Genomic DNA, 17,911 nt, shown 5'->3' with positions numbered 1-17,911 from the left:
CAATCTCTCAGTGACGGGTGCCGAGATAGGCGGCCAGTACATCCGGGTTGGTGCGCACGTCGGCGGGGGCGCCGTCGGCGATCTTCTTGCCGTAATCGAGCACCACCACATGATCCGACAGGTCCATCACGACGCCGATGTCGTGCTCGATCAGCACGACAGTCACACCGAATTGCGTGTTGGCGTCGAGCACATAACCGGCCATGGCACATTTTTCGTCAGCATTCATGCCGGCCATCGGTTCGTCGAGCAGTAAGAGACGTGGCTCGGCGGCGAGCGCGCGGGCCAGTTCGACACGCTTTTGCACGCCGTACGGCAGGGTGCCGACGGTGGTATGCCGGTAGCGCTGCAAGTCGAGCGCTTCGATCACGACTTCGGCATGGCGACGTTGCACCGTCTCATCGCGGCGCGCGCGGCCAATGCTGAAAGTCTGTTCAAACCATGTGCTGCGCCGATGTAGATTGCGGCCGGTGAGCACGTTGTCCAGCACGCTCATCCGGCGAAACAGCGCGATGTTCTGAAACGTGCGGGCTATGCCGCTGTGCGCCGCGTGATACGGATTCATGCGCCGATAGACGCGACCGTCGAAATTCACGCTGCCTTGCTGCGGTTGATAGACGCCGTTGATCACGTTGAGTAGCGAGCTTTTTCCCGCGCCGTTCGGGCCGATCAGTGCGCAGATCTCACCCGTGCGCACAGCGAAGCTGATATCGGTGACCGCTTTCACGCCTTTGAACGACAGCGAGACGTGGTCGAGCGAGAGCAAGGCGTTTGAGGATGGAGTCATTGGACGTTGAGTCATGCGTCAATAGGCCGGCTGTTCTGACGCGCCGTCTGTTGCATAGCGCTGAGGCGGCATGGCGTGACGTTTAGATTCGACACGTCGCCAGTCTCCGGTATCGGGCCAGGCGCGCACATCGACGCGTATTGCTTCGAACAGCGCAGCAGTTTTTTCGTCGAGCGGCGGCCCGATGACGAGTGCGGCATGCGTGCGTGAAAAACCGATCACTTCGCGTAACGGACCGGTAATGAACCACCAGGTCAGCGCACGAGCAACCTGGCCGCCCTGTTTGCGCTGTGCACGGTTGATCAGACGGCGCCGCCATGAGCGTGCACCGGGCAAACGGTCATCGACGAGTTGTGTCACCCGGGCGTAGGTTTCACGCGTGCCTGCTACGAGCGTGGGCGCAAGTTCGCGGCGATCGTTGTCGCGGGTTGCGAGCGACTCCGGAAAATTCAGACGAAAGCCGCTCACTACCCACGGTGCAATCAGGTAACGCGCCTGGGAGGCGGCGGCGAATGCGCGTGCGGCAAACGCTTCGTCGTCCGCGTTCAGTTTCTCGGTGGCGACGAGTTGCTGTGCTTCACGCACCAGCGTCGCATGCGGGAAACGCTGTTCGACGAGCTGCCCATCGGCATCGAGGCGCACGAAGGCGAATGCGTCGTCATGGGCGCGAGCTGCGGAGGAAAAGCCGCCCTCGTTGTGGATCGACAACGACAACGCGCGATAGTCGGTGACAGCGGCATGCGGATGCGACGCCAGATTGCGTGGGTTGGCGTCGATCACGCGCAAACCTTCATGCGTCAGCAGGCGATCGATCTGACCGTCGTCTTCGACGAACACGAAGCGCGGCGCGATATGCGTGAGCACCGAGCGCAACGCGTCGTCGGCGAGATGCGGGTCGAGCGGTATCGCGATGCCACCGTTCCATTGCGCGGCGAGTGACAGTAGCAGCGCCTCCGCTCGCGGATGACTGACGAGCAGCAGCGCGTCACCCGCCGCGAAGCCATGTTGCGCGAGACCGGCGGCCAACTGCTCGACCGCCGTGGCGACGTCTTGCCACGACAACGCGTGCCACGCGCCCAGCCGCTTGTGGCGCAATGCGATAGCGTGCGGCCGTTGCTGCGCCTGATGGCGCAGCCAGTCCGGCAGCGTCGATGGCTGTGCGTTTGTCATGATCAGGCGGCCTTGGCCTGCTGCTTGAGTTCGAGCTCACGCACCAGCGGCAGGACCCGCTTGCCGAAATACTCCACCTCTTCGATGAAATGGAGAAAGCCGGTCAGCACGAGGTCCACGCCGATCGATTTCAGTTCGACGATGCGCTCGGCAATCTGCTGCGGTGTACCGATGAGATTGGTGCGGAAGCCGTCGTTGTATTGCACGAGGTCTTCGAAACTCGACTTGGCCCAGTTGCCTTCGCCTTCCGGCGAAGCCTTGCCGGCCTGTTTGACGGCGTCGCCGAACGCATGCACGGCTTCGACGTGCGCATGTTTGATGATGTCGGCGAGCACGGCCTTGGCTTCTTCTTCGGTATCGCGGGCGATCACGAAGGCATTCACACCGATGCGCACCTTGTGATTGTTCTTTGCTGCCTTGGCCTGAATATCGTCGATTTGTGTTTTCAGGTTCTCTGGCGTGTTGCCGTTGGTGAAATACCAGTCGGAGACACTCGCAGCGTTGTCGCGTGCGGCGCGTGAACTGCCGCCCTGGAAGATCTCCGGATGCGGCTTCTGCACGGGCTTGGGACTCAGCGTGTAATTGTTGAAGCGGTAGAAGTCACCCTTGAAGGTGAAATTGTCCTGTGTCCAGATGCCCTTGAGTGCCTCGATGAATTCGTGCGAGCGGCGATAGCGTTCGTCGTGTTCGAGCCACGGTTCGCCGAGCGCGGTGAATTCGCCCTTGAACCAGCCACTCACCACGTTGATCCCGATACGACCGTTGGAAATATGGTCGATGGTGGCAATCTGTTTGGCGACAACGGCGGGGTGCCACGGACCTGGCAGAATCGCCGCCAGCACCTTGAGTTTGGTTGTGGCGTGCAACAGGGCCTGACTGAACGACACCGACTCATGCTGATATTCCGCACCATATCCGGCGGTAAAGCGGATCTGGCTCAGCGCGTATTCGAAACCTGCCTTTTCCGCGGTGAGTGCGAGTTTCTGGTTGTACTCGAGACTCCAGTCCGTACGCTGCTCGATCGTGCTGACAACCAAACCGCCGCTGACATTGGGCACCCAGTAGGCGAACTTGACGGCGTCGTCGTGAGAATGGTTCTGGCTCATGGTATTCCTGATGATTGAATGAAGAGATTTAGGCAGCCAGCGTTGCGGCTTGCGGGAAAGAGGCGGGTAGGCGTCCGGCATGCAGCCATGGGAGCGCGCGTGTTACCGCCAATGCAACGCGTTCCTCCAGCGCCGGGTTAGAGATCGCATAGCCGTTGAAATCCGCTTCAGACGCATATACGCCGATCGGTAGCGTGCGAGTCTGAAAGAAGCTGAACAGCGGACGCAATTGATGATCGATGACGAGCGCGTGCCGATCACTGCCGCCCGTCGCGGCGAGCAGAACCGGCACGTCGATGAGCGCCTCCTGATGCACAAGATCGAACAGATGCTTGAAGAGTCCGGTATACGACCCGCGATAAACCGGGCTCGCAACAACCAGCAGGTCCGCCGATTCAATGGCCCCGATGTGCGCGGCCACGTCGGCGGGGACCTGCGAGCGCTGAACCGCACCGGCGAGGCTGGAGGCGATCTGCCCCAGTTCGACGAGATGCGCGTCGATCGGCAGCGCGTCGCCGAGCACGGCAAGCAGGCGTTCGACCACCACGAGGGTGCGCGACGGCCGTTGCAATCCACCGGAGACGGCGACCACTTTCAATCTCTCACTCATTCGAACGATCCTTTCAGGCGAAAGCAAATTAATCGGGAGTGCCGCTTGTTTAGCGAATACCGTGCCATCCGGATTTGTGGGAACAAGACGGGCTGACGACGAATGCGCGGGCTAGCGGCGATCGCGCGCCAGGTCAAATGACATAACCGTTTGCGGTTTCGGCTTCCTCGCATATCGCGGTGGCATGGAACCATTGCAGGCTGACGTATGAAGCTAGCGAAGCAAGATGGTCTCGGCGCTGCTGCTGGAGAAGCAGCGGCGGGTGTCGGAGAGGGACGCGAGGGCTTTCAGTATTCCAACAGGCTTGCTGCCTGGGAGGCAATGTGTAAGGGCGGTGCTGGTGCAGAGACAGCATCCATACCGACGCTGCTGCGTAAGCAGCAATTCGTCTTTGGATACCACAACAAAATGCATCGGAAGTCGCGGTAGATGTTCAGAATACGCTTCTGAGGAAGCAATCCTGATCGGTGCCGTTCAACGCCCGTCAGCAACAGATGAGACGGTTCACGCCCGCGCTTAGCGGAGTGAGTGTCCTTGCCCATATGAATTCGACCTACGTACTTCAAGACGCGTCGGCTTGTCTGCTACCGAGCGCGGAGACAGCATCCGTCAGTGAAACGCCGCTGCAGATCGCCCAGCGGCTCGCGACCACATTTGCGCTAACCGCCGCCGAACGCGATGCGCGAGGCGGGACGCCGAAAGCCGAGCGGGACGCATTGCGCGCCAGCGGCCTGCTTGCGATGAGTATTCCCGAGGCGCACGGCGGTCTCGGGGCGAACTGGCGGCAGACGCTGGATGTCGTGCGCACGCTTGGCCGGGCCGACAGTTCGCTCGGACATGTATTCGGCTTTCATCATCTGATGCTGGCGACGGTGCGGCTGTTTGGTTCGTCGGCGCAATGGCGCGCCTGGTTCGAGCAGACTGCCCGCCGTCAGTGGTTCTGGGGCAATGCGTTAAACCCGCTCGATGAACGGGCCGTGAGCCACTCGCACGCGGATTGGCGCGAGTTCAGTGGGCAAAAGAGCTTCTGTTCCGGCGCGCTCGATTCCGAAATGCTGATCGCGTCCGCGCGAGACGCCGATACGGGGGCGTTGCTCATCGCGGCAGTACCCACCGGGCGCACGGGCATCTCCGTCGCGGAGGATTGGAACAACATCGGCCAGCGTCAAACGGATAGCGGCACTGTGACGCTGGAAAAGGTGCGGGTGGAGAACCACGAGATTCTGACCGACCCGGGGCCGCTGTCGACGCCTTTTGCGTGCCTGAGGCCCTTGCTCGCTCAACTGATCCTGACGAATGTGTACCTCAGCATCGGCGAAAGCGCGTTCAACGACGCCCGCCATTACACGCTTCATGAAGCGCGCCCGTGGCATACGTCCGGCGTGCAGACCACCGCGGCGGATCCTTATATTCTCGGCCAGTACGGCGAGTTCTGGGCGGGCCTCGAGGCGGCGCGGCTGTTGACCGACCGCGCGGCCGATCGTTTCGATGCGGCCTGGACGCGAGCGGATCCGCTGACCGACGCCGAGCGCGGCGACGTGGCGTTGGCAGTGGCAACGGCGAAAGTTGCCGCAACAGAAATCGGGCTCACCATCTGTACCCGTATGTTTGACGTGGCCGGCGCGCGTGCGACGCATGGCGCGCTGAGACTGGACCGTCACTGGCGGAATTTGCGCACGCATACGCTTCACGATCCGCTTGCCTATAAGCTTCGAGAAATCGGCGAATGGGCCCTGACGCAACGATATCCTACGCCGAGCTTCTACTCATGAACTATTTACTCAATCACGTGTTGCCAGACCGGCCTGCCGTCGCGCGAACGGAAGTGCCGCCTTTGTTGACGATGCCCGACAAGCGCACGCTGACCACCTCGATTCGCGCAACCGCGCAGGTCTTCTCGGACCCGCAATCGCTGGCCTTGCTCGAACGTATTCGCATGGTGGCGCCGAGTGACGCGAACGTGCTCGTGATCGGCGAGACAGGGACGGGCAAGGAACTGGTCGCACGTCATGTGCATAACCTGAGTGCTCGCAAGGACGGTCCGTTTGTGGCGGTCAATTGCGGGGCGTTCTCAGAGTCGCTGGTGGAGAGCGAATTGTTCGGCCACGAGAAGGGTGCGTTTACCGGTGCGTTCTGCGCCAAGCCCGGGTGGTTCGAAGCGGCCAATGGCGGGACGCTGTTTCTCGACGAGATAGGCGATTTGCCGCTCTCGATGCAGGTCAAGCTGCTGCGCGTATTGCAGGAACGTGAGATCGTGCGGCTCGGCTCGCGCCGGAGCATTCCTATCGACGTCCGCGTGCTGGCGGCTACCAATGTGCATCTGCAGGATGCAGTGGCGGCAGGCCATTTCCGCGAGGACCTGTTTTATCGCCTGAACGTCGTGCATCTGGCTGTGCCGACGCTGCGCGATCGGCCCGGCGATATATTGCCGTTGGCTCGCTACTTCATTGACGAGTACCGGAACCGGCTGGGCTACGGTCCCGTCGACATCGAGCCGCGCGCGGAGCGAAAGCTGCTGGAACACAGTTGGCCCGGCAATATTCGTGAGCTTGAGAACGTCATCCACTATGCGTTGCTGGTGTGCCGCAGCGATTCGCTAGGCGAGGGCGATTTGCAGATGTCGTCGTTCGGGATCCACGCCGCGCGACGAGCTGTCGCTGAACCTGTCGCGGCTACACCGTTGGAAGGACTGGAGGGGGCGTTGCGCAATCTGTTCGATCACGCGGAAGGCAACCTGTTCGAACAGATCGAAGACACGGTGATGCGCGTGGCGTTCGACTTCTGCTACCGGAATCAGATTCAGGCGGCGAGGCTGTTGGGTATCAGCCGCAATGTGTTGCGGGCGCGCTTGATTAGGGCGAAGCAGATTTCCGCGCAGAAGTAGGCTCATGTGAGTGATGGCGGATGCAGGTCGAAGCTGACCGGCCGTGAGACCGGTCCGCATGTTGCTGCGTTGTTGCTGCGTTGTTGTTGATGTCGCCGCGTTCGCAGGCTACGCCGCGGTTTTGCTATTACCGATCTGCCAGACGAAGGGCGGCTCCTTGCCGTTGATTTCCCAGTCTCCCACGATCCGCTCCTTATAGATCAGGGGATTGTGTGACGCAGCGGTTCGCGCATTTCGCCAGTGGCGGTCTAATAGTTTGTTTTCGCTAGTGCCCGAAGCACCGAGTGCATTGAACAGGTCCGTGGTCGCCTGCAAGATCAAACTGGCCACGGCGACCTGGGCTTTTGCCGATTCGATTTCGGCCGCCACGTTCGCCGCATGTTCTGCATCACGATCCGCACCGAAGCGCGTTTCGTACGCTCTCTGTGAAGGCTCCGCTGCTCGCACAGCCGCAGCTTCCGCCGCATACACGCGTGCCGCGATTTGCCCCACCACCTGCTGCACCTGGGCATCCTCGCTGACGCGTGGCGCATTGCCGTGACTGTAAACCCGCGTGCGTTTGCGTACTTCATGCGAGATGTCACGCAAGGCGGCGCGTCCCGTACCTGCAATCACGGCGATCAGCACGAGTTGATAGAACGCCGTCTGGTATTTGAAGCGCGTGGAGAAGTCGATGATGTTCTCTTCGTCGACCACGGCGTTTTCGAATACAGATGTCCCGCTTCCGGTGGTGCGCTGACCGAAGCCATCCCAGTCGTCGCTTTGTTTGACGCCGGACTGGTGCGTGCTCACTGCCGCGATGACGTCGGTGCCGTTATCGTCGCGCTGCGCATAGACGTCGATCCAGTCGGCAAAGATGCTGCCCGTGCTGTAGTACTTGGTTCCATTGACGACCCACTGGTTGCCGTGGCGCGAGACTCGCGTGGTCACGTCGCCGATCTTGACCGCACCGACTTCGGTCCACGCATTGCCGACGATCTCGCCGGCCACGAAGCGTTGCAGCCATTTTTCCCGTGCGGCGCCGGGTGCTGCGTTGATTCTGTCTTCGACGAAGGCGAAATGGCCGCGCAACGCTTGCGGTAAACTCGAATCGGCCTCGGCGAGTTCGATCAGGAGCTGTACGAGTTGTGAAAGCGATGCACCGGCGCCGCCGTATTCGCGGGGTACTCTGACGGCGCCGAAGCCGGCTTCCTTGAGCCAGACAATCTGTTCATACGGCAGCGCGCGGGTGCGTTCGCGTTCAAGTGCGCCTTCCGCGATCCGGCTGAAGATGGGTCGGAACCTGCCGGCTAACTGTTCATAATCGACGCCGCGTGAAAGTGGCGATGTTTCGTATTGGTTTCGTGCTGTCATGCGCCTGCTCTAAGGTCAATGTGTGGAATGAGGCAGACCGATTTCTGCTCCAGTCGTGAAGAGTAGAGAGCACAAGACATGCCATCGCGCTAACTGTCTATCGGCCTTGATGAATCAGGAGTGCAAAGACTCTCTGCTGCTGGTGCCGGAGCAAAGTGCTGACGAACTGCTTGCCCAGGAGCAGCGGACAACGTCCGCAATCACCGAGTCTTGCGGTCCACGTTTGCTTGCAACAGGAACGAGGATTGGAACAGAAGCAGGCCGATCAAACATCGGCCTGGTTCTTCCAGCTCATGTTCTTCCTAGGCGGGGCTCGATACCGATGAGGCAACCTGCGATGCTTCCTGAGCCGCGCGGCGAGGGAACGTTGAACCGCGGCCATTGCGATCATGATCAGGACAGATTTGGCTTGCCTTTACGTAGAGAGCCCGTCAGGTGACGCAATTCGTCGAGCAGTTTCACAGCTGGCGTCGGCAGGGTGCCTTGCCGACGACGGAACGCAGTCAGAGTCCGTTGAGCATCGAGACCTTCGATATCCAGAGCGTCAATGACGCCGGCTCTGCTTTCGGTGTCGTACATGGGTTCGGCCATCCAGGAGACAAAGCCGCAGCGCGCTACAAGGCTTTTGAGCACCGTCACTGAACGGGTTTCGACCGCGATGGAAGGCATCTGGAGACCCTGTGCTTCGAAGGTCTCTTTCACGTGGGCATAAGGTCCGGTTCCCTTGGGTGTGAGTGCCCACCGTTGCGTCAACGTGTCATCGAGTCGAAGACTGCGCTTCGAGCGCAAAGGATGATCGGTCGCCGCAACTACAAAACTTCTGTCGGTCCATGAACAATCGGTGATTGCAGCGACGTCCTCCGTTTCGATTCCCGAAGTGCACAGCGCCAGGTCGATTTCGTGAGCAAGCAATCCTTCGACCAGACGATCCCACACGCCTTCAATCACCTCAACGCGCAGATTGGGCCATTTCTCAAGCACACATGCGATAGCCATCGGCAAGACGAGGCTCGCTATGCTGCCGACGGCGCCAACCTTGATGACCCCTTTCGCCAGGCCGCGCATTGCGTCCAATTCCTCGCGCGCCTGGTCGGCTTCCCTTTGCAGGGACATGGCATGCGGCATCAATGCTTCACCAAGCGCGGTCAGTTGCATCCCTTTAGTGTGCCGCTCAAAAAGCGGAGCCCCTACTGACTCCTCAAGTCGCTTGATCGATCTGCTCAGCGCTGGCTGGGTCATGTTCAGCATGGTCGCTGCTCGACCCAGGCTACCGGCTGAGACGATCGTGGTGAACATCATCAACTGCTGCAGATTGAAACTCATCGCGGCGAACCAGATTGAAAGGGGTTAAGGGATCGAACAAGATCCCGGGTTGTCCGGCGCTAGGTATCTTCCCTGACAGGGATCGCCGTTCCCGCTCATTGCGGCTGCTGGAGAGCCGGTGATGACGGCGGACAGCCTTGACTGGCAAGGCTTCCGCGCGGAATGGACCCATCCGGCAATCCGATCAGACCATGCCTAAATGTAATGACTTTGAGCGCTTTTGACAATTTTCAAACAATGTACCGAATCCCATACTGCGGCTCATCCGATCACCGCAAGCTTGAGTGACGAACAGCAGAGGACTCTAGATGCAACGAAACACAAGTGGGCAGCCGACCGTTCGCGATGCCGTCGTGGACCTGATGCGGCGCCTCGGAATGACGTCCGTGTTTGCCAATCCCGGCTCAACCGAGCTACCCATGTTCCGCGACTTCCCGCTGGACTTCCGGTACGTGCTCGGATTGCAGGAAGCTGTCGTTGTCGGTATGGCAGATGGGTATGCCCAAGCGACCGGCAATGCCGCTCTGGTCAATCTGCATTCGGCGGCCGGTGTCGGCAACGCGATGGGCAACATATTCACGGCTTTCAAGAATCGGACGCCGTTGGTTATTACTGCTGGCCAGCAGGCCCGTTCGATTCTGCCGTTCGATCCGTTTCTGTCGGCATCGCAAGCAACAGAGTTGCCGCGGCCCTATGTGAAGTGGAGCATTGAACCGGCTCGTGCCGCGGATGTTCCGCTTGCGCTCGCCCGTGCTTACCACGTGGGGATGCAGGAGCCGCGTGGCCCGGTGTTTGTTTCCATTCCGGTCGACGACTGGGATCAGCCGGCCGACCTCGTCGAGGTGACACGGGTCAGCACCCGGTTCCGCCCCGATCCGGTACGGATTGCGGAGATCGGTGACGCGCTGGACAACTGCAAACGGCCGGCCATCGTCGTGGGAGCGGAACTCGATCGTGCCGATGCCTGGAGCGAGGCAATCCAGCTAGCAGAGCGCCACAATGCGCGGGTTTATGTTGCGCCAATGTCGTCGCGCTGCAGCTTCCCTGAAGATCATCGACTTTTCGCCGGATTCCTTCCGGCGATGCGCGAACAAATCGTTCGGATTCTGAATGGGCATGACCTGATCTTCGCCGTCGGGGCGCCGGCTTTCGCGTATCACGTCGAAGGCAGTGGGCCGCATGTGCCCGATGGCGCGGCGTTGTACCAGATCATCGACGATCCGGCTACCGCGGCGTGGACACCGGTTGGCATGTCGGTGGTGGCGAACATTCGCCTGGGGCTTGCGGACTTGCTCGCCCGTCCGGCGCCGCATAGCCGGCCGCTACCGGCTCCTCGCGAGGTAGTTGAGCGGGCCGAGCCGACGGCAATCATGTCAGTCGCGTATGCGTTGCAGACGCTGTCCGAGGTCCGCAACGCAGCGGATATCGTGGTCGAGGAGGCGCCTAGCTCGCGCCCCGTCATGCAACGTTATCTGCCGTTCACGCGCAGTCAGACGTTTTACACGATGGCAAGCGGCGGTCTGGGCTACGGCATGCCCGCGGCAGTGGGCGTGGCTCTGGGCAAACCCGGCAGCCGCGTGATCGGCCTCATCGGTGACGGCTCGACCATGTATTCGCCGCAAGCGATCTATAGCGCGGTCCAACTCGATCTTCCGGTCACATTTGTCATTCTGAATAACTCTCGCTACGCCGCCTTGCAGGAATTTGCACCCGTATTTGGATTTTCCGCATCGGACCCGGTACAGGGCACCGACCTCCCTGGGCTGGATTTCGTCTCTCTAGCCAACAGCATGGGTTGCAAAGGGGTTCGAGTGAGCGACGCGCTGTTGCTGAAGTCCGCGCTGGAAGACGCGTTGTCTTCGAGTAAAACGCGCCTTGTAGAAATTGTCGTGGCCTAACAGCGAGTCGGTGGTTCGGCAGGCCGAATTTTTAAACATATTCCAGGAGACGGTAATGAATCAGGTACCGATGTTGATCAACGGCGAGCGCACGATGGCGCGCGATGGGGCGACGTTTGAGCGCCGTAACCCGCTCGATAACACGGTTGCATCGACGGCACCGGCCGCAACGGTCGCCGATGCACAAGCCGCGGTGCACGCTGCGGCCGCCGCGTTGCCGGCATGGTCGGCGATGGGGCCCGGCGAGCGACGCGCATTGCTAAGTCGAGCGGCAGATGCACTCGAAGCAACGGGCGACGCTTTCGCGCTGGCAATGGCAACCGAAACAGGCGCGTCACGCCTGTGGGCGGATTTCAACGTCAAACTTGCAGCGGACGGGTTGCGCGAAGCCGCTGCAATGACCACGCAGATTTCGGGCGAAGTGATTCCGTCGGACGTGCCTGGCAGTCTCGCGTTGGGGGTTCGGCAGGCTGCCGGCGTCGTGCTCGGAATCGCACCGTGGAACGCTCCTGTCATCCTTGGCGTGCGTGCTATCGCGTTGCCGCTGGCGTGCGGCAATACCGTCGTGCTCAAGGGTTCCGAAATTTGCCCTGCGACCCACGGCCTCATCATCGAGGCGTTACAGGACGCCGGACTGCCACGTGGCGTCGTGAACTTCGTAACGAATGCGCCGGCGAATGCGGGCGATACTGTCGAGGCGATGATTGCCGAGCCGGCGGTCAGACGTGTGAACTTCACGGGTTCGACGCGCATCGGCCGCATCGTCGCTGCACAGTGCGCGAAATACCTGAAGCCCTCGGTACTTGAACTTGGCGGAAAGGCTCCGTTTCTCGTTCTTCACGATGCCGACATTGAAGCTGCAGTTCAAGGCGCAGCATTCGGGGCGTTTGCCAATTCCGGTCAGATCTGCATGTCCACCGAACGCATCGTCGTCGACTCGAAGATCTCCGATGAATTCGTCGCGCGACTGGCCGAAAAGGTAAAGAGCCTGCCGCTCGGCGATCCGAGAAAGGGCCCGGCCGTACTTGGCTCCGTTGTAGACATGGCAACCGTCAGGCGATGCAACGACCTGATCGACGACGCGCTGGCGAAGGGGGCGACGTTAGTGTGCGGAGGAAAGTCCGAAACCACGCTCATGCCAGCCACGTTGCTCGATCACGTCACGGCGGACATGCGTATCTACCGGGAGGAGTCGTTCGGGCCCGTCAAGGCGATCGTCCGCGTCAATGGAGACGAAGAGGCCGTCGCATGCGCAAATGACAATGAATATGGTTTGTCGTCGGCAGTCTTCAGCCGTGATGTTGCGCGTGCCTTGACGGTAGCGAAGCGTATTGAGTCAGGGCTTTGCCACGTTAATGGGCCGACGGTTCACGACGAGGCGCAAATGCCCTTTGGTGGGATGAAGTCCAGTGGTTTTGGGCATTTCGGTGGCAAAGCCGGGATCGCGGAATTTACCGATTTGCGCTGGATCACCGTGCAAACAACGCCTCGTCACTATCCGTTCTAACGGTTGCTACGGTCGCGAGGCCCCTCTTTATCACGGTGAAAGAGACGGGCCTCTGGTTCATGGGCGCGAACAGAATAACAACGATATACCGGTGAGAAACATTCGCTCCGGGAAAGATGAGCGATCAAAGTAAGGAGACCGCAATGCCTGTTGTCGATTTTGAGTTGTCACTCTGTCGCACTCAGTTCGAGTTTGACCATCCTGTCAGGGAACAGGTTAGCCAGGACTGCGATTCAGACTTCGCTGGTCTGGCTCGGGGGGCGAAATGAACGATCGTAATTCCGCTCTGCCGACCGTAGACATCGGCCGCACCCTTGATGATGGACCATTCTCAACTTTTCAGCGAACGGTCGTCTTTCTCGCCGCGCTTGCGATCGTGATGGATGGATTCGATGGACAACTCATCGGCTTCGCCATTCCCAGCTTGATCAAGGAATGGGGCATCACGCGCAACGCATTTGCGCCCGCCGTTGCTGCCGGCCTCGTCGGCATGGGTATAGGCAGCGCGTTCGCCGGGCTTTTCGCGGACAGGTTCGGTCGGCGCTGGGCAATCATCGGGAGCGTGCTGGTATTTGGCGTGGCGACGAGTTCGATTGCGCTATCGCCGGACGTCATGACCATTGCAACGCTGCGCTTCTTCGCGGGACTGGGTATCGGCGGTGCGCTGCCAAGCTCGACGACCATGACGGCGGAATTTACGCCTGCTCGCCGGCGGACGCTCGCGGTGACTGCAACCATCGTTTGCGTACCGCTGGGGGGCATGCTTGCCGGACTGTTCGCGAGCGTTGTGCTTCCTCACTATGGCTGGCGGGGACTTTTTCTAATTGGAGGCACGCTTCCCGTAGCACTGGCGGTCCTGCTGTTTTTCGTCATGCCGGAGTCGCCGCGTTATCTTGCCCGCCATAACGAACGTTGGAACGAACTGCGTCACCTGCTGACCCGCATGTCCCGCTCGATTCAATCGGATGCTGTGTTCGCTGATCAGAAGGAGCAGAAGGCGGGACAGCGTCCGGGCTTTCGTGCTCTGTTCGCAGACCATCAAGGTCGTGACACGATTGCAATCTGGATCGCTTTCTTCATGAACCTGATCGCGGTCTACAGCGCATTCAGCTGGCTGCCGACGATGCTTGCTGGTGAGGGTCTCAGCCCTTCGGTGGCAGGTTCAGGTCTTACCGCCTACAACCTGGGCGGTGTCTTGGGCGCACTGGGCTGCGCAGTGGCAATCGGTCGGTTCGGGTCGCGCTGGCCTTTGCTCGTGTGCTGCCTGATGGCATCCGCGAGCGCACTTTTCCTGCGCGGTCTTGACGTCTCCGCCCACACGACGTTGCTTGTGTTCGGAATTGGTTTGCACGGCCTCTTTGTGAACGCAGTTCAGTCGACCATGTACGCCCTTTGCGCCTACGTCTACCCGACCGAGATACGCGCGACCGGGACCGCATCCGCACTCGCATTCGGGCGACTCGGAGCGATTCTCAGCGCGTTCGCGGGGGCATTCGTGATCACGCAGGGAGGAGCGTCGGCGTACCTGGGCATGCTTGGTGGAGCGATGTTGATGGTCTTTATCTGCCTGATGATCGTGCGTCATCACATTCCGCCCGTCAATCGCGCCTGATCTCAGTCTTGAGGGTGGCGTTTGCTACGGGCCTTGCGCAGAGTAGATAACGACTTCATTCATCTCGGATTGAATCAGAGAAAGCACCTGATAGTGCCTTCTGTTGGAGATTTCACGCAAATCATGACTACAGGATTTCCCGGCATTTTCAGCGTCAGCGACTATCGTGACGAAGCCAGACGGCGGTTGCCAAGAATGGTGTTCGACTATCTGGAAGGCGCGGCGGACGATGAATCGGGACTAAGGCATAACCGCTCGGCGTTCGATAAATGGCAGTTATTGCCACGTCGACTGTCGGATGTCAGCACGCGAGAGCAGTCCGTGGAGCTTTTAGGCCAGTGCATGCCGTCACCGCTGGTGATCGCACCGACGGGCCTCAATAGCGCATTCTGGCCCAAGGGTGACCTCGCACTTGCACGTGCGGCGGGCAAAGCCGGTATTCCCTTTGCACTATCGACGGCTTCCAACATGTCCATCGAGGAGGTGGCAAAAGGGGCCGACGGAGAACTGTGGTTTCAGCTGTACGTCGTTCATCGCAACCTCGCGAATAGCCTGGTCAATCGTGCCCGCTCGGCTCGCTATTCGACCTTGATCCTCACCACCGATGTAGCAGTCAACGGCTTTCGCCAACGCGATCTTCGCAATGGCTTTGCCATGCCGTTCAAGGCAAGTGCACGTGCGGCTGTCGACGGACTATTACACCCACGTTGGCTTTGGTCGTATCTCAGGAACGGCATGCCGGAGTTGAAAAATTTCGCTACGGACGATGCATCGGACACGGCCGCCCAGGCAGCGGTTCTTCGCAGACAGATGGATGCGAGCTTCAGTTGGGATGACCTGCGACGCTTGCGGGACGAATGGCCAGGCAAACTCCTTGTCAAGGGCATCGTGACGGCCGATGATGCCGTGCGATGCGTCGAGTTCGGCGCGGACGGCGTCATCGTTTCAAACCACGGCGGCAGGCAACTCGCCGACCTGCCCGCGACAGCCGACGTGCTGCCGGATATTGTCGAGAGCACCTCGGGAACGACGGTCATTCTCGATAGCGGCATACGGACGGGGGCTGATGTCGTCAAGGGGATCGCGTTGGGGGCAAATGCCGTGATGCTGGGGCGCGCCACCCTATACGGGCTGGCTGCCAGAGGGGAAATCGGCGTGAGCGACGTCATCGAGATGATCAAGCAGGAAACAGACCGGACGCTCGCCCTCATCGGTTGTCGCTCGGTCAGTGAGCTCGATCGCAGCTACATATCGAGGCGACCGTCATAGATCATCGGTTGCGCATTGACGCCAGATTCTGGATGCGCAATTCTTCGGGATAACTATCCCGCGTATATGCGGTCGGAATCTTGTGCCATGAATACAGTGACTACAACGGATCATTACCATCGCGACGACAGGCTTTCGGCGTGGGCGGATCAGGTCCGGGCCAGCTGCATCCCCATGGTTTTCAGGACCGAGTCGGATCAGGGATTTCGTGGCGAGATCTCTAGTGTGAACACGGACGGAGTGTGCGTGTCCCGGATCTCGGCGGTCGATCACGTTGCGGCTCATGAGTGGGACGAAGTTCAGCGCACTGCGGACGACTACCTGCTTGTGTCGATACAGATCGAGGGACAAGGTGCGGTCGAGCAGGATGCCCGCACCGCGTTTGTCGCCCCCCTGTCGCCGAGATTCTCGACAGAACGCCGGTAGAGACGGTCGCCGATGACCAGACCTCATCAGACTACGGTTGCTCGTCCGAACTGGCGAGAAGTGGCGGAGATCGGTAGCGCGACCATCCAGCTCGCCATGTGGTTCCACGGCGAGCCGGTCGGAGGTTTTCGTGTCGCTGCCGTGTTGGCTTGATACCGATTGAAACTGGATGGTTTTTCTTCGAAACAACAGTCATCCAGTAACGGGGCCTCAGGTTCGGGAACCGCGGACACTAAACCGCGACTCCTGCAGATCGACCTCGCGAACCAGGTCTCGAACCATTTCGTCCGTCAGCTTGCCCGACTGAGCAATACGATAAAGCTCTTCCCGTTCGGCACTGAGGGCAAGGAGGCGCATCTTGCGTTCGATCTGGTCGATCTGCATGCCGTGCCTTGCGTGCGCCCCGATATGGCAGCGCGATTCGATCTGCTCGCGATAGTGTGCGATGAGACGCGCGCCGGCCTGCGAGAAAAGGTCGGCGTCCTCCGCCGCCTTCCCTGTCTTATGAAGGGCACGCTCAACGGCAATAATCGCCGCCCGAGCCGCAGCGGATCGAGCCTCATCCTCTTGCAGCTGCTCCAGCGTGCCGGGAGGGACCCTGATGCCGCTCAACACATAGGGCAGCCCGACGTTTGCAGCGACAAGGGTAACGACAATCACGCCGGCGGCGAGCAATATGGCGAGGTCTCGCGCAGGGAACGACGAGCCGTCTTCGAGAAACAACGGCAGGGTCATCACGCCGGAGAGCGAAACTGCGCCGCGTACCCCCGCCAACGACGTCGCCGCGATCAAACGCCAGTCTGCCGAGTTGATCGTCCGGGCGCTGCGACCGCCGCGAAACAAGATCAGGCGCAGGGCAACCCAGGTCCATAGAGACCGTACAACAAGCAGCGCGCAACTGATTACGATGACATAGAAGAGCAGCCATCCTTCCTCCTCCCTCCCAGTTTGGCGAATCGCTTGTCCGGCTTGAGCAGCGACGCTCGTAAGCTGCTGGCCAAGAAGAACAAAAATCACGCCATTGCCGGAAAATTGAAGTGCATCCCACACGGCGGCCCGGCGGATACGCGTGCCTGCCAACGCCCGTCCCGAGAACTCCTCGTAGCTCATCACGATGCCCGCCGTCGCGGCCGCCAGAATACCCGATGCGGCGAGCCTGTCTGCCACAATATACGAGCCAAACGGCAGCACCAAGCTGATAAGAATCTGTGTGCCAGTCTCTTCGCCAAAAAGTCTCGCCGTCCAGTCCTTCGCCGCGCTCGCCAAAAACGTCACCGCTGCGCCGACGGTAACACCGCCGACCAATAACCACAGGAAAGTACTCCCGGCATCGACAAGTGAAAATGAGCCGGTCACGGCAGCCGCAATCGCAAAGCGAAGGCAGACGAGCCCCGAGGCGTCGTTCAGCAGAGCCTCCCCTTCCAGCACGTGCATTAGCCGCTTCGGAATAGGTACACGTTCGGCGATTGCCGACACCGCGACAGCATCAGTCGGAGAAAGCGTTGCCGCTAACGCAAAAGCGACGGGCAGCGGCATCATCGGAATCAGCCAATGAATGAAGAAACCTGTTCCCAGCACCGTGAACAGGACCAGACCGAGCGCGAACGCGCCGATCGTCCACTTGTCGCGAAAGAGCCCTTCCTTTGAAATGCGCCAACCATCAAGAAAAAGTAAGGGCGCGACGAACAACAGCAAAAAGACGTCTGGCGCGAGCGAAACCCGGAAGCCGAACACCTGGGCAACCAGGGCGCCTATCGCAATCTGAACAAGAGCAAGGGGAAGCGGAATCCGGGCGACACGTTTAACGAAACTGCTGGCAATGACGCACGCGAGCAGTTCGAGGGTGATTGTTATCGTTTCCAAAACGCAGTCCCCAAGGTTCCGCCCCACGTGTTGCTTCACGAAACGATGTCGCCAGGCTGACATATCGTCGTCAACTGCATCTCCGACGCCTCTGTCAACCCGT

15 protein-coding genes are annotated in these 17,911 nt (G+C 60.2%); 8 read left to right on the top strand and 7 right to left on the bottom strand.

The genetic code is table 11. From position 1 onward, the window contains the following. Positions 1-7 precede the first annotated feature (7 nt). From B0G73_RS31640 to msuE, 4 genes are read right to left on the bottom strand one after another with little or no spacing between them, the layout of a single operon-like run. Positions 8-787 carry an ABC transporter ATP-binding protein gene (locus B0G73_RS31640; RefSeq protein ID WP_106285078.1) on the bottom strand — a complete coding sequence of 260 codons (780 nt, stop codon included), beginning with the start codon at positions 785-787 and terminating at the stop codon, positions 8-10. Between the two features lie 18 nt (positions 788-805). Continuing rightward, the gene (locus tag B0G73_RS31635) at positions 806-1,957 is read right to left on the bottom strand and encodes an AMP-binding protein (RefSeq protein WP_106285077.1); all 1,152 of its coding nucleotides are present in this window, start codon (positions 1,955-1,957) and stop codon (positions 806-808) included. A 2-nt stretch (positions 1,958-1,959) separates the two neighbouring features. After that, positions 1,960-3,063 carry a dimethylsulfone monooxygenase SfnG gene (gene sfnG / locus B0G73_RS31630; protein ID WP_106285076.1) on the bottom strand — a complete coding sequence of 368 codons (1,104 nt, stop codon included), beginning with the start codon at positions 3,061-3,063 and terminating at the stop codon, positions 1,960-1,962. 28 nt (positions 3,064-3,091) lie between these two features. Continuing rightward, positions 3,092-3,673, bottom strand: a complete 582-nt coding sequence (gene msuE, locus B0G73_RS31625) for an FMN reductase (protein WP_106285075.1) — start codon at positions 3,671-3,673, stop codon at positions 3,092-3,094. Between the two features lie 542 nt (positions 3,674-4,215). Here msuE and B0G73_RS31615 point away from each other — a divergent pair. Together B0G73_RS31615 and B0G73_RS31610 are read left to right on the top strand one after the other, a co-directional pair. Continuing rightward, positions 4,216-5,445: an acyl-CoA dehydrogenase family protein gene (locus tag B0G73_RS31615; protein WP_181196684.1), complete on the top strand. Its 1,230-nt coding sequence runs from the start codon at positions 4,216-4,218 to the stop codon at positions 5,443-5,445. 71 nt (positions 5,446-5,516) lie between these two features. Further along, positions 5,517-6,557, top strand: a complete 1,041-nt coding sequence (locus tag B0G73_RS31610) for a sigma-54-dependent Fis family transcriptional regulator (protein ID WP_258194037.1) — start codon at positions 5,517-5,519, stop codon at positions 6,555-6,557. A gap of 108 nt (positions 6,558-6,665) precedes the next feature. Here the strand turns inward: B0G73_RS31610 and B0G73_RS31605 are convergent, their stop codons facing one another. Continuing rightward, entirely contained in the window at positions 6,666-7,910 is a 1,245-nt protein-coding gene (locus B0G73_RS31605; RefSeq protein WP_106285072.1) for an acyl-CoA dehydrogenase family protein, read from the bottom strand. Between the two features lie 393 nt (positions 7,911-8,303). Then, a complete protein-coding gene (locus tag B0G73_RS31600) occupies positions 8,304-9,233 on the bottom strand; it encodes a LysR family transcriptional regulator (protein ID WP_106285071.1) in 930 nt (309 codons plus the stop codon). Positions 9,234-9,541: 308 nt separating this feature from the next. Here B0G73_RS31600 and mdlC point away from each other — a divergent pair, with 308 nt between their 5' ends. From mdlC to B0G73_RS40715, 6 genes are all read left to right on the top strand, one after another. After that, a complete protein-coding gene (gene mdlC, locus B0G73_RS31595) occupies positions 9,542-11,131 on the top strand; it encodes a benzoylformate decarboxylase (protein ID WP_106285070.1) in 1,590 nt (529 codons plus the stop codon). A 55-nt stretch (positions 11,132-11,186) separates the two neighbouring features. Beyond that, complete coding sequence (locus tag B0G73_RS31590; protein WP_106285069.1) at positions 11,187-12,638, top strand: aldehyde dehydrogenase; 1,452 nt, start codon at positions 11,187-11,189, stop codon at positions 12,636-12,638. Positions 12,639-12,903: 265 nt separating this feature from the next. Beyond that, positions 12,904-14,250 (top strand): MFS transporter, encoded by a 1,347-nt coding sequence (locus tag B0G73_RS31585; protein ID WP_106285068.1) that lies wholly within the window; start codon positions 12,904-12,906, stop codon positions 14,248-14,250. A gap of 123 nt (positions 14,251-14,373) precedes the next feature. Continuing rightward, the gene (locus B0G73_RS31580; RefSeq protein WP_106285146.1) at positions 14,374-15,519 is read left to right on the top strand and encodes an alpha-hydroxy-acid oxidizing protein; all 1,146 of its coding nucleotides are present in this window, start codon (positions 14,374-14,376) and stop codon (positions 15,517-15,519) included. 87 nt (positions 15,520-15,606) lie between these two features. Beyond that, a complete protein-coding gene (locus B0G73_RS31575) occupies positions 15,607-15,945 on the top strand; it encodes a hypothetical protein (RefSeq protein WP_181196683.1) in 339 nt (112 codons plus the stop codon). Positions 15,946-15,957: 12 nt separating this feature from the next. Next, entirely contained in the window at positions 15,958-16,098 is a 141-nt protein-coding gene (locus tag B0G73_RS40715) for a hypothetical protein (RefSeq protein ID WP_181196682.1), read from the top strand. Positions 16,099-16,155: 57 nt separating this feature from the next. Here B0G73_RS40715 and B0G73_RS31570 read toward each other — a convergent pair whose 3' ends face one another. Beyond that, the gene (locus tag B0G73_RS31570; protein WP_106285145.1) at positions 16,156-17,808 is read right to left on the bottom strand and encodes a Na+/H+ antiporter; all 1,653 of its coding nucleotides are present in this window, start codon (positions 17,806-17,808) and stop codon (positions 16,156-16,158) included. Between the last annotated feature and the right edge of the window lie 103 nt (positions 17,809-17,911).

The organism is Paraburkholderia sp. BL25I1N1, from assembly GCF_003002025.1.
GTDB lineage: Bacteria > Pseudomonadota > Gammaproteobacteria > Burkholderiales > Burkholderiaceae > Paraburkholderia.
This window is presented reverse-complemented; position numbering and strand designations above follow the sequence as displayed.

Excerpts from the sequence above, each read along its gene's own strand:
- B0G73_RS31640 (WP_106285078.1), bottom strand. The coding sequence starts at position 787 with ATGACTCCATCCTCAAACGCCTTGCTCTCGCTCGACCACGTCTCGCTG.
- B0G73_RS31635 (WP_106285077.1), bottom strand. The coding sequence starts at position 1,957 with ATGACAAACGCACAGCCATCGACGCTGCCGGACTGGCTGCGCCATCAG.
- sfnG (WP_106285076.1), bottom strand. The coding sequence starts at position 3,063 with ATGAGCCAGAACCATTCTCACGACGACGCCGTCAAGTTCGCCTACTGG.
- msuE (WP_106285075.1), bottom strand. The coding sequence starts at position 3,673 with ATGAGTGAGAGATTGAAAGTGGTCGCCGTCTCCGGTGGATTGCAACGG.
- B0G73_RS31615 (WP_181196684.1), top strand. The coding sequence starts at position 4,216 with ATGAATTCGACCTACGTACTTCAAGACGCGTCGGCTTGTCTGCTACCG.
- B0G73_RS31610 (WP_258194037.1), top strand. The coding sequence starts at position 5,517 with ATGCCCGACAAGCGCACGCTGACCACCTCGATTCGCGCAACCGCGCAG.
- B0G73_RS31605 (WP_106285072.1), bottom strand. The coding sequence starts at position 7,910 with ATGACAGCACGAAACCAATACGAAACATCGCCACTTTCACGCGGCGTC.
- B0G73_RS31600 (WP_106285071.1), bottom strand. The coding sequence starts at position 9,233 with ATGAGTTTCAATCTGCAGCAGTTGATGATGTTCACCACGATCGTCTCA.
- mdlC (WP_106285070.1), top strand. The coding sequence starts at position 9,542 with ATGCAACGAAACACAAGTGGGCAGCCGACCGTTCGCGATGCCGTCGTG.
- B0G73_RS31590 (WP_106285069.1), top strand. The coding sequence starts at position 11,187 with ATGAATCAGGTACCGATGTTGATCAACGGCGAGCGCACGATGGCGCGC.
- B0G73_RS31585 (WP_106285068.1), top strand. The coding sequence starts at position 12,904 with ATGAACGATCGTAATTCCGCTCTGCCGACCGTAGACATCGGCCGCACC.
- B0G73_RS31580 (WP_106285146.1), top strand. The coding sequence starts at position 14,374 with ATGACTACAGGATTTCCCGGCATTTTCAGCGTCAGCGACTATCGTGAC.
- B0G73_RS31575 (WP_181196683.1), top strand. The coding sequence starts at position 15,607 with ATGAATACAGTGACTACAACGGATCATTACCATCGCGACGACAGGCTT.
- B0G73_RS40715 (WP_181196682.1), top strand. The coding sequence starts at position 15,958 with ATGACCAGACCTCATCAGACTACGGTTGCTCGTCCGAACTGGCGAGAA.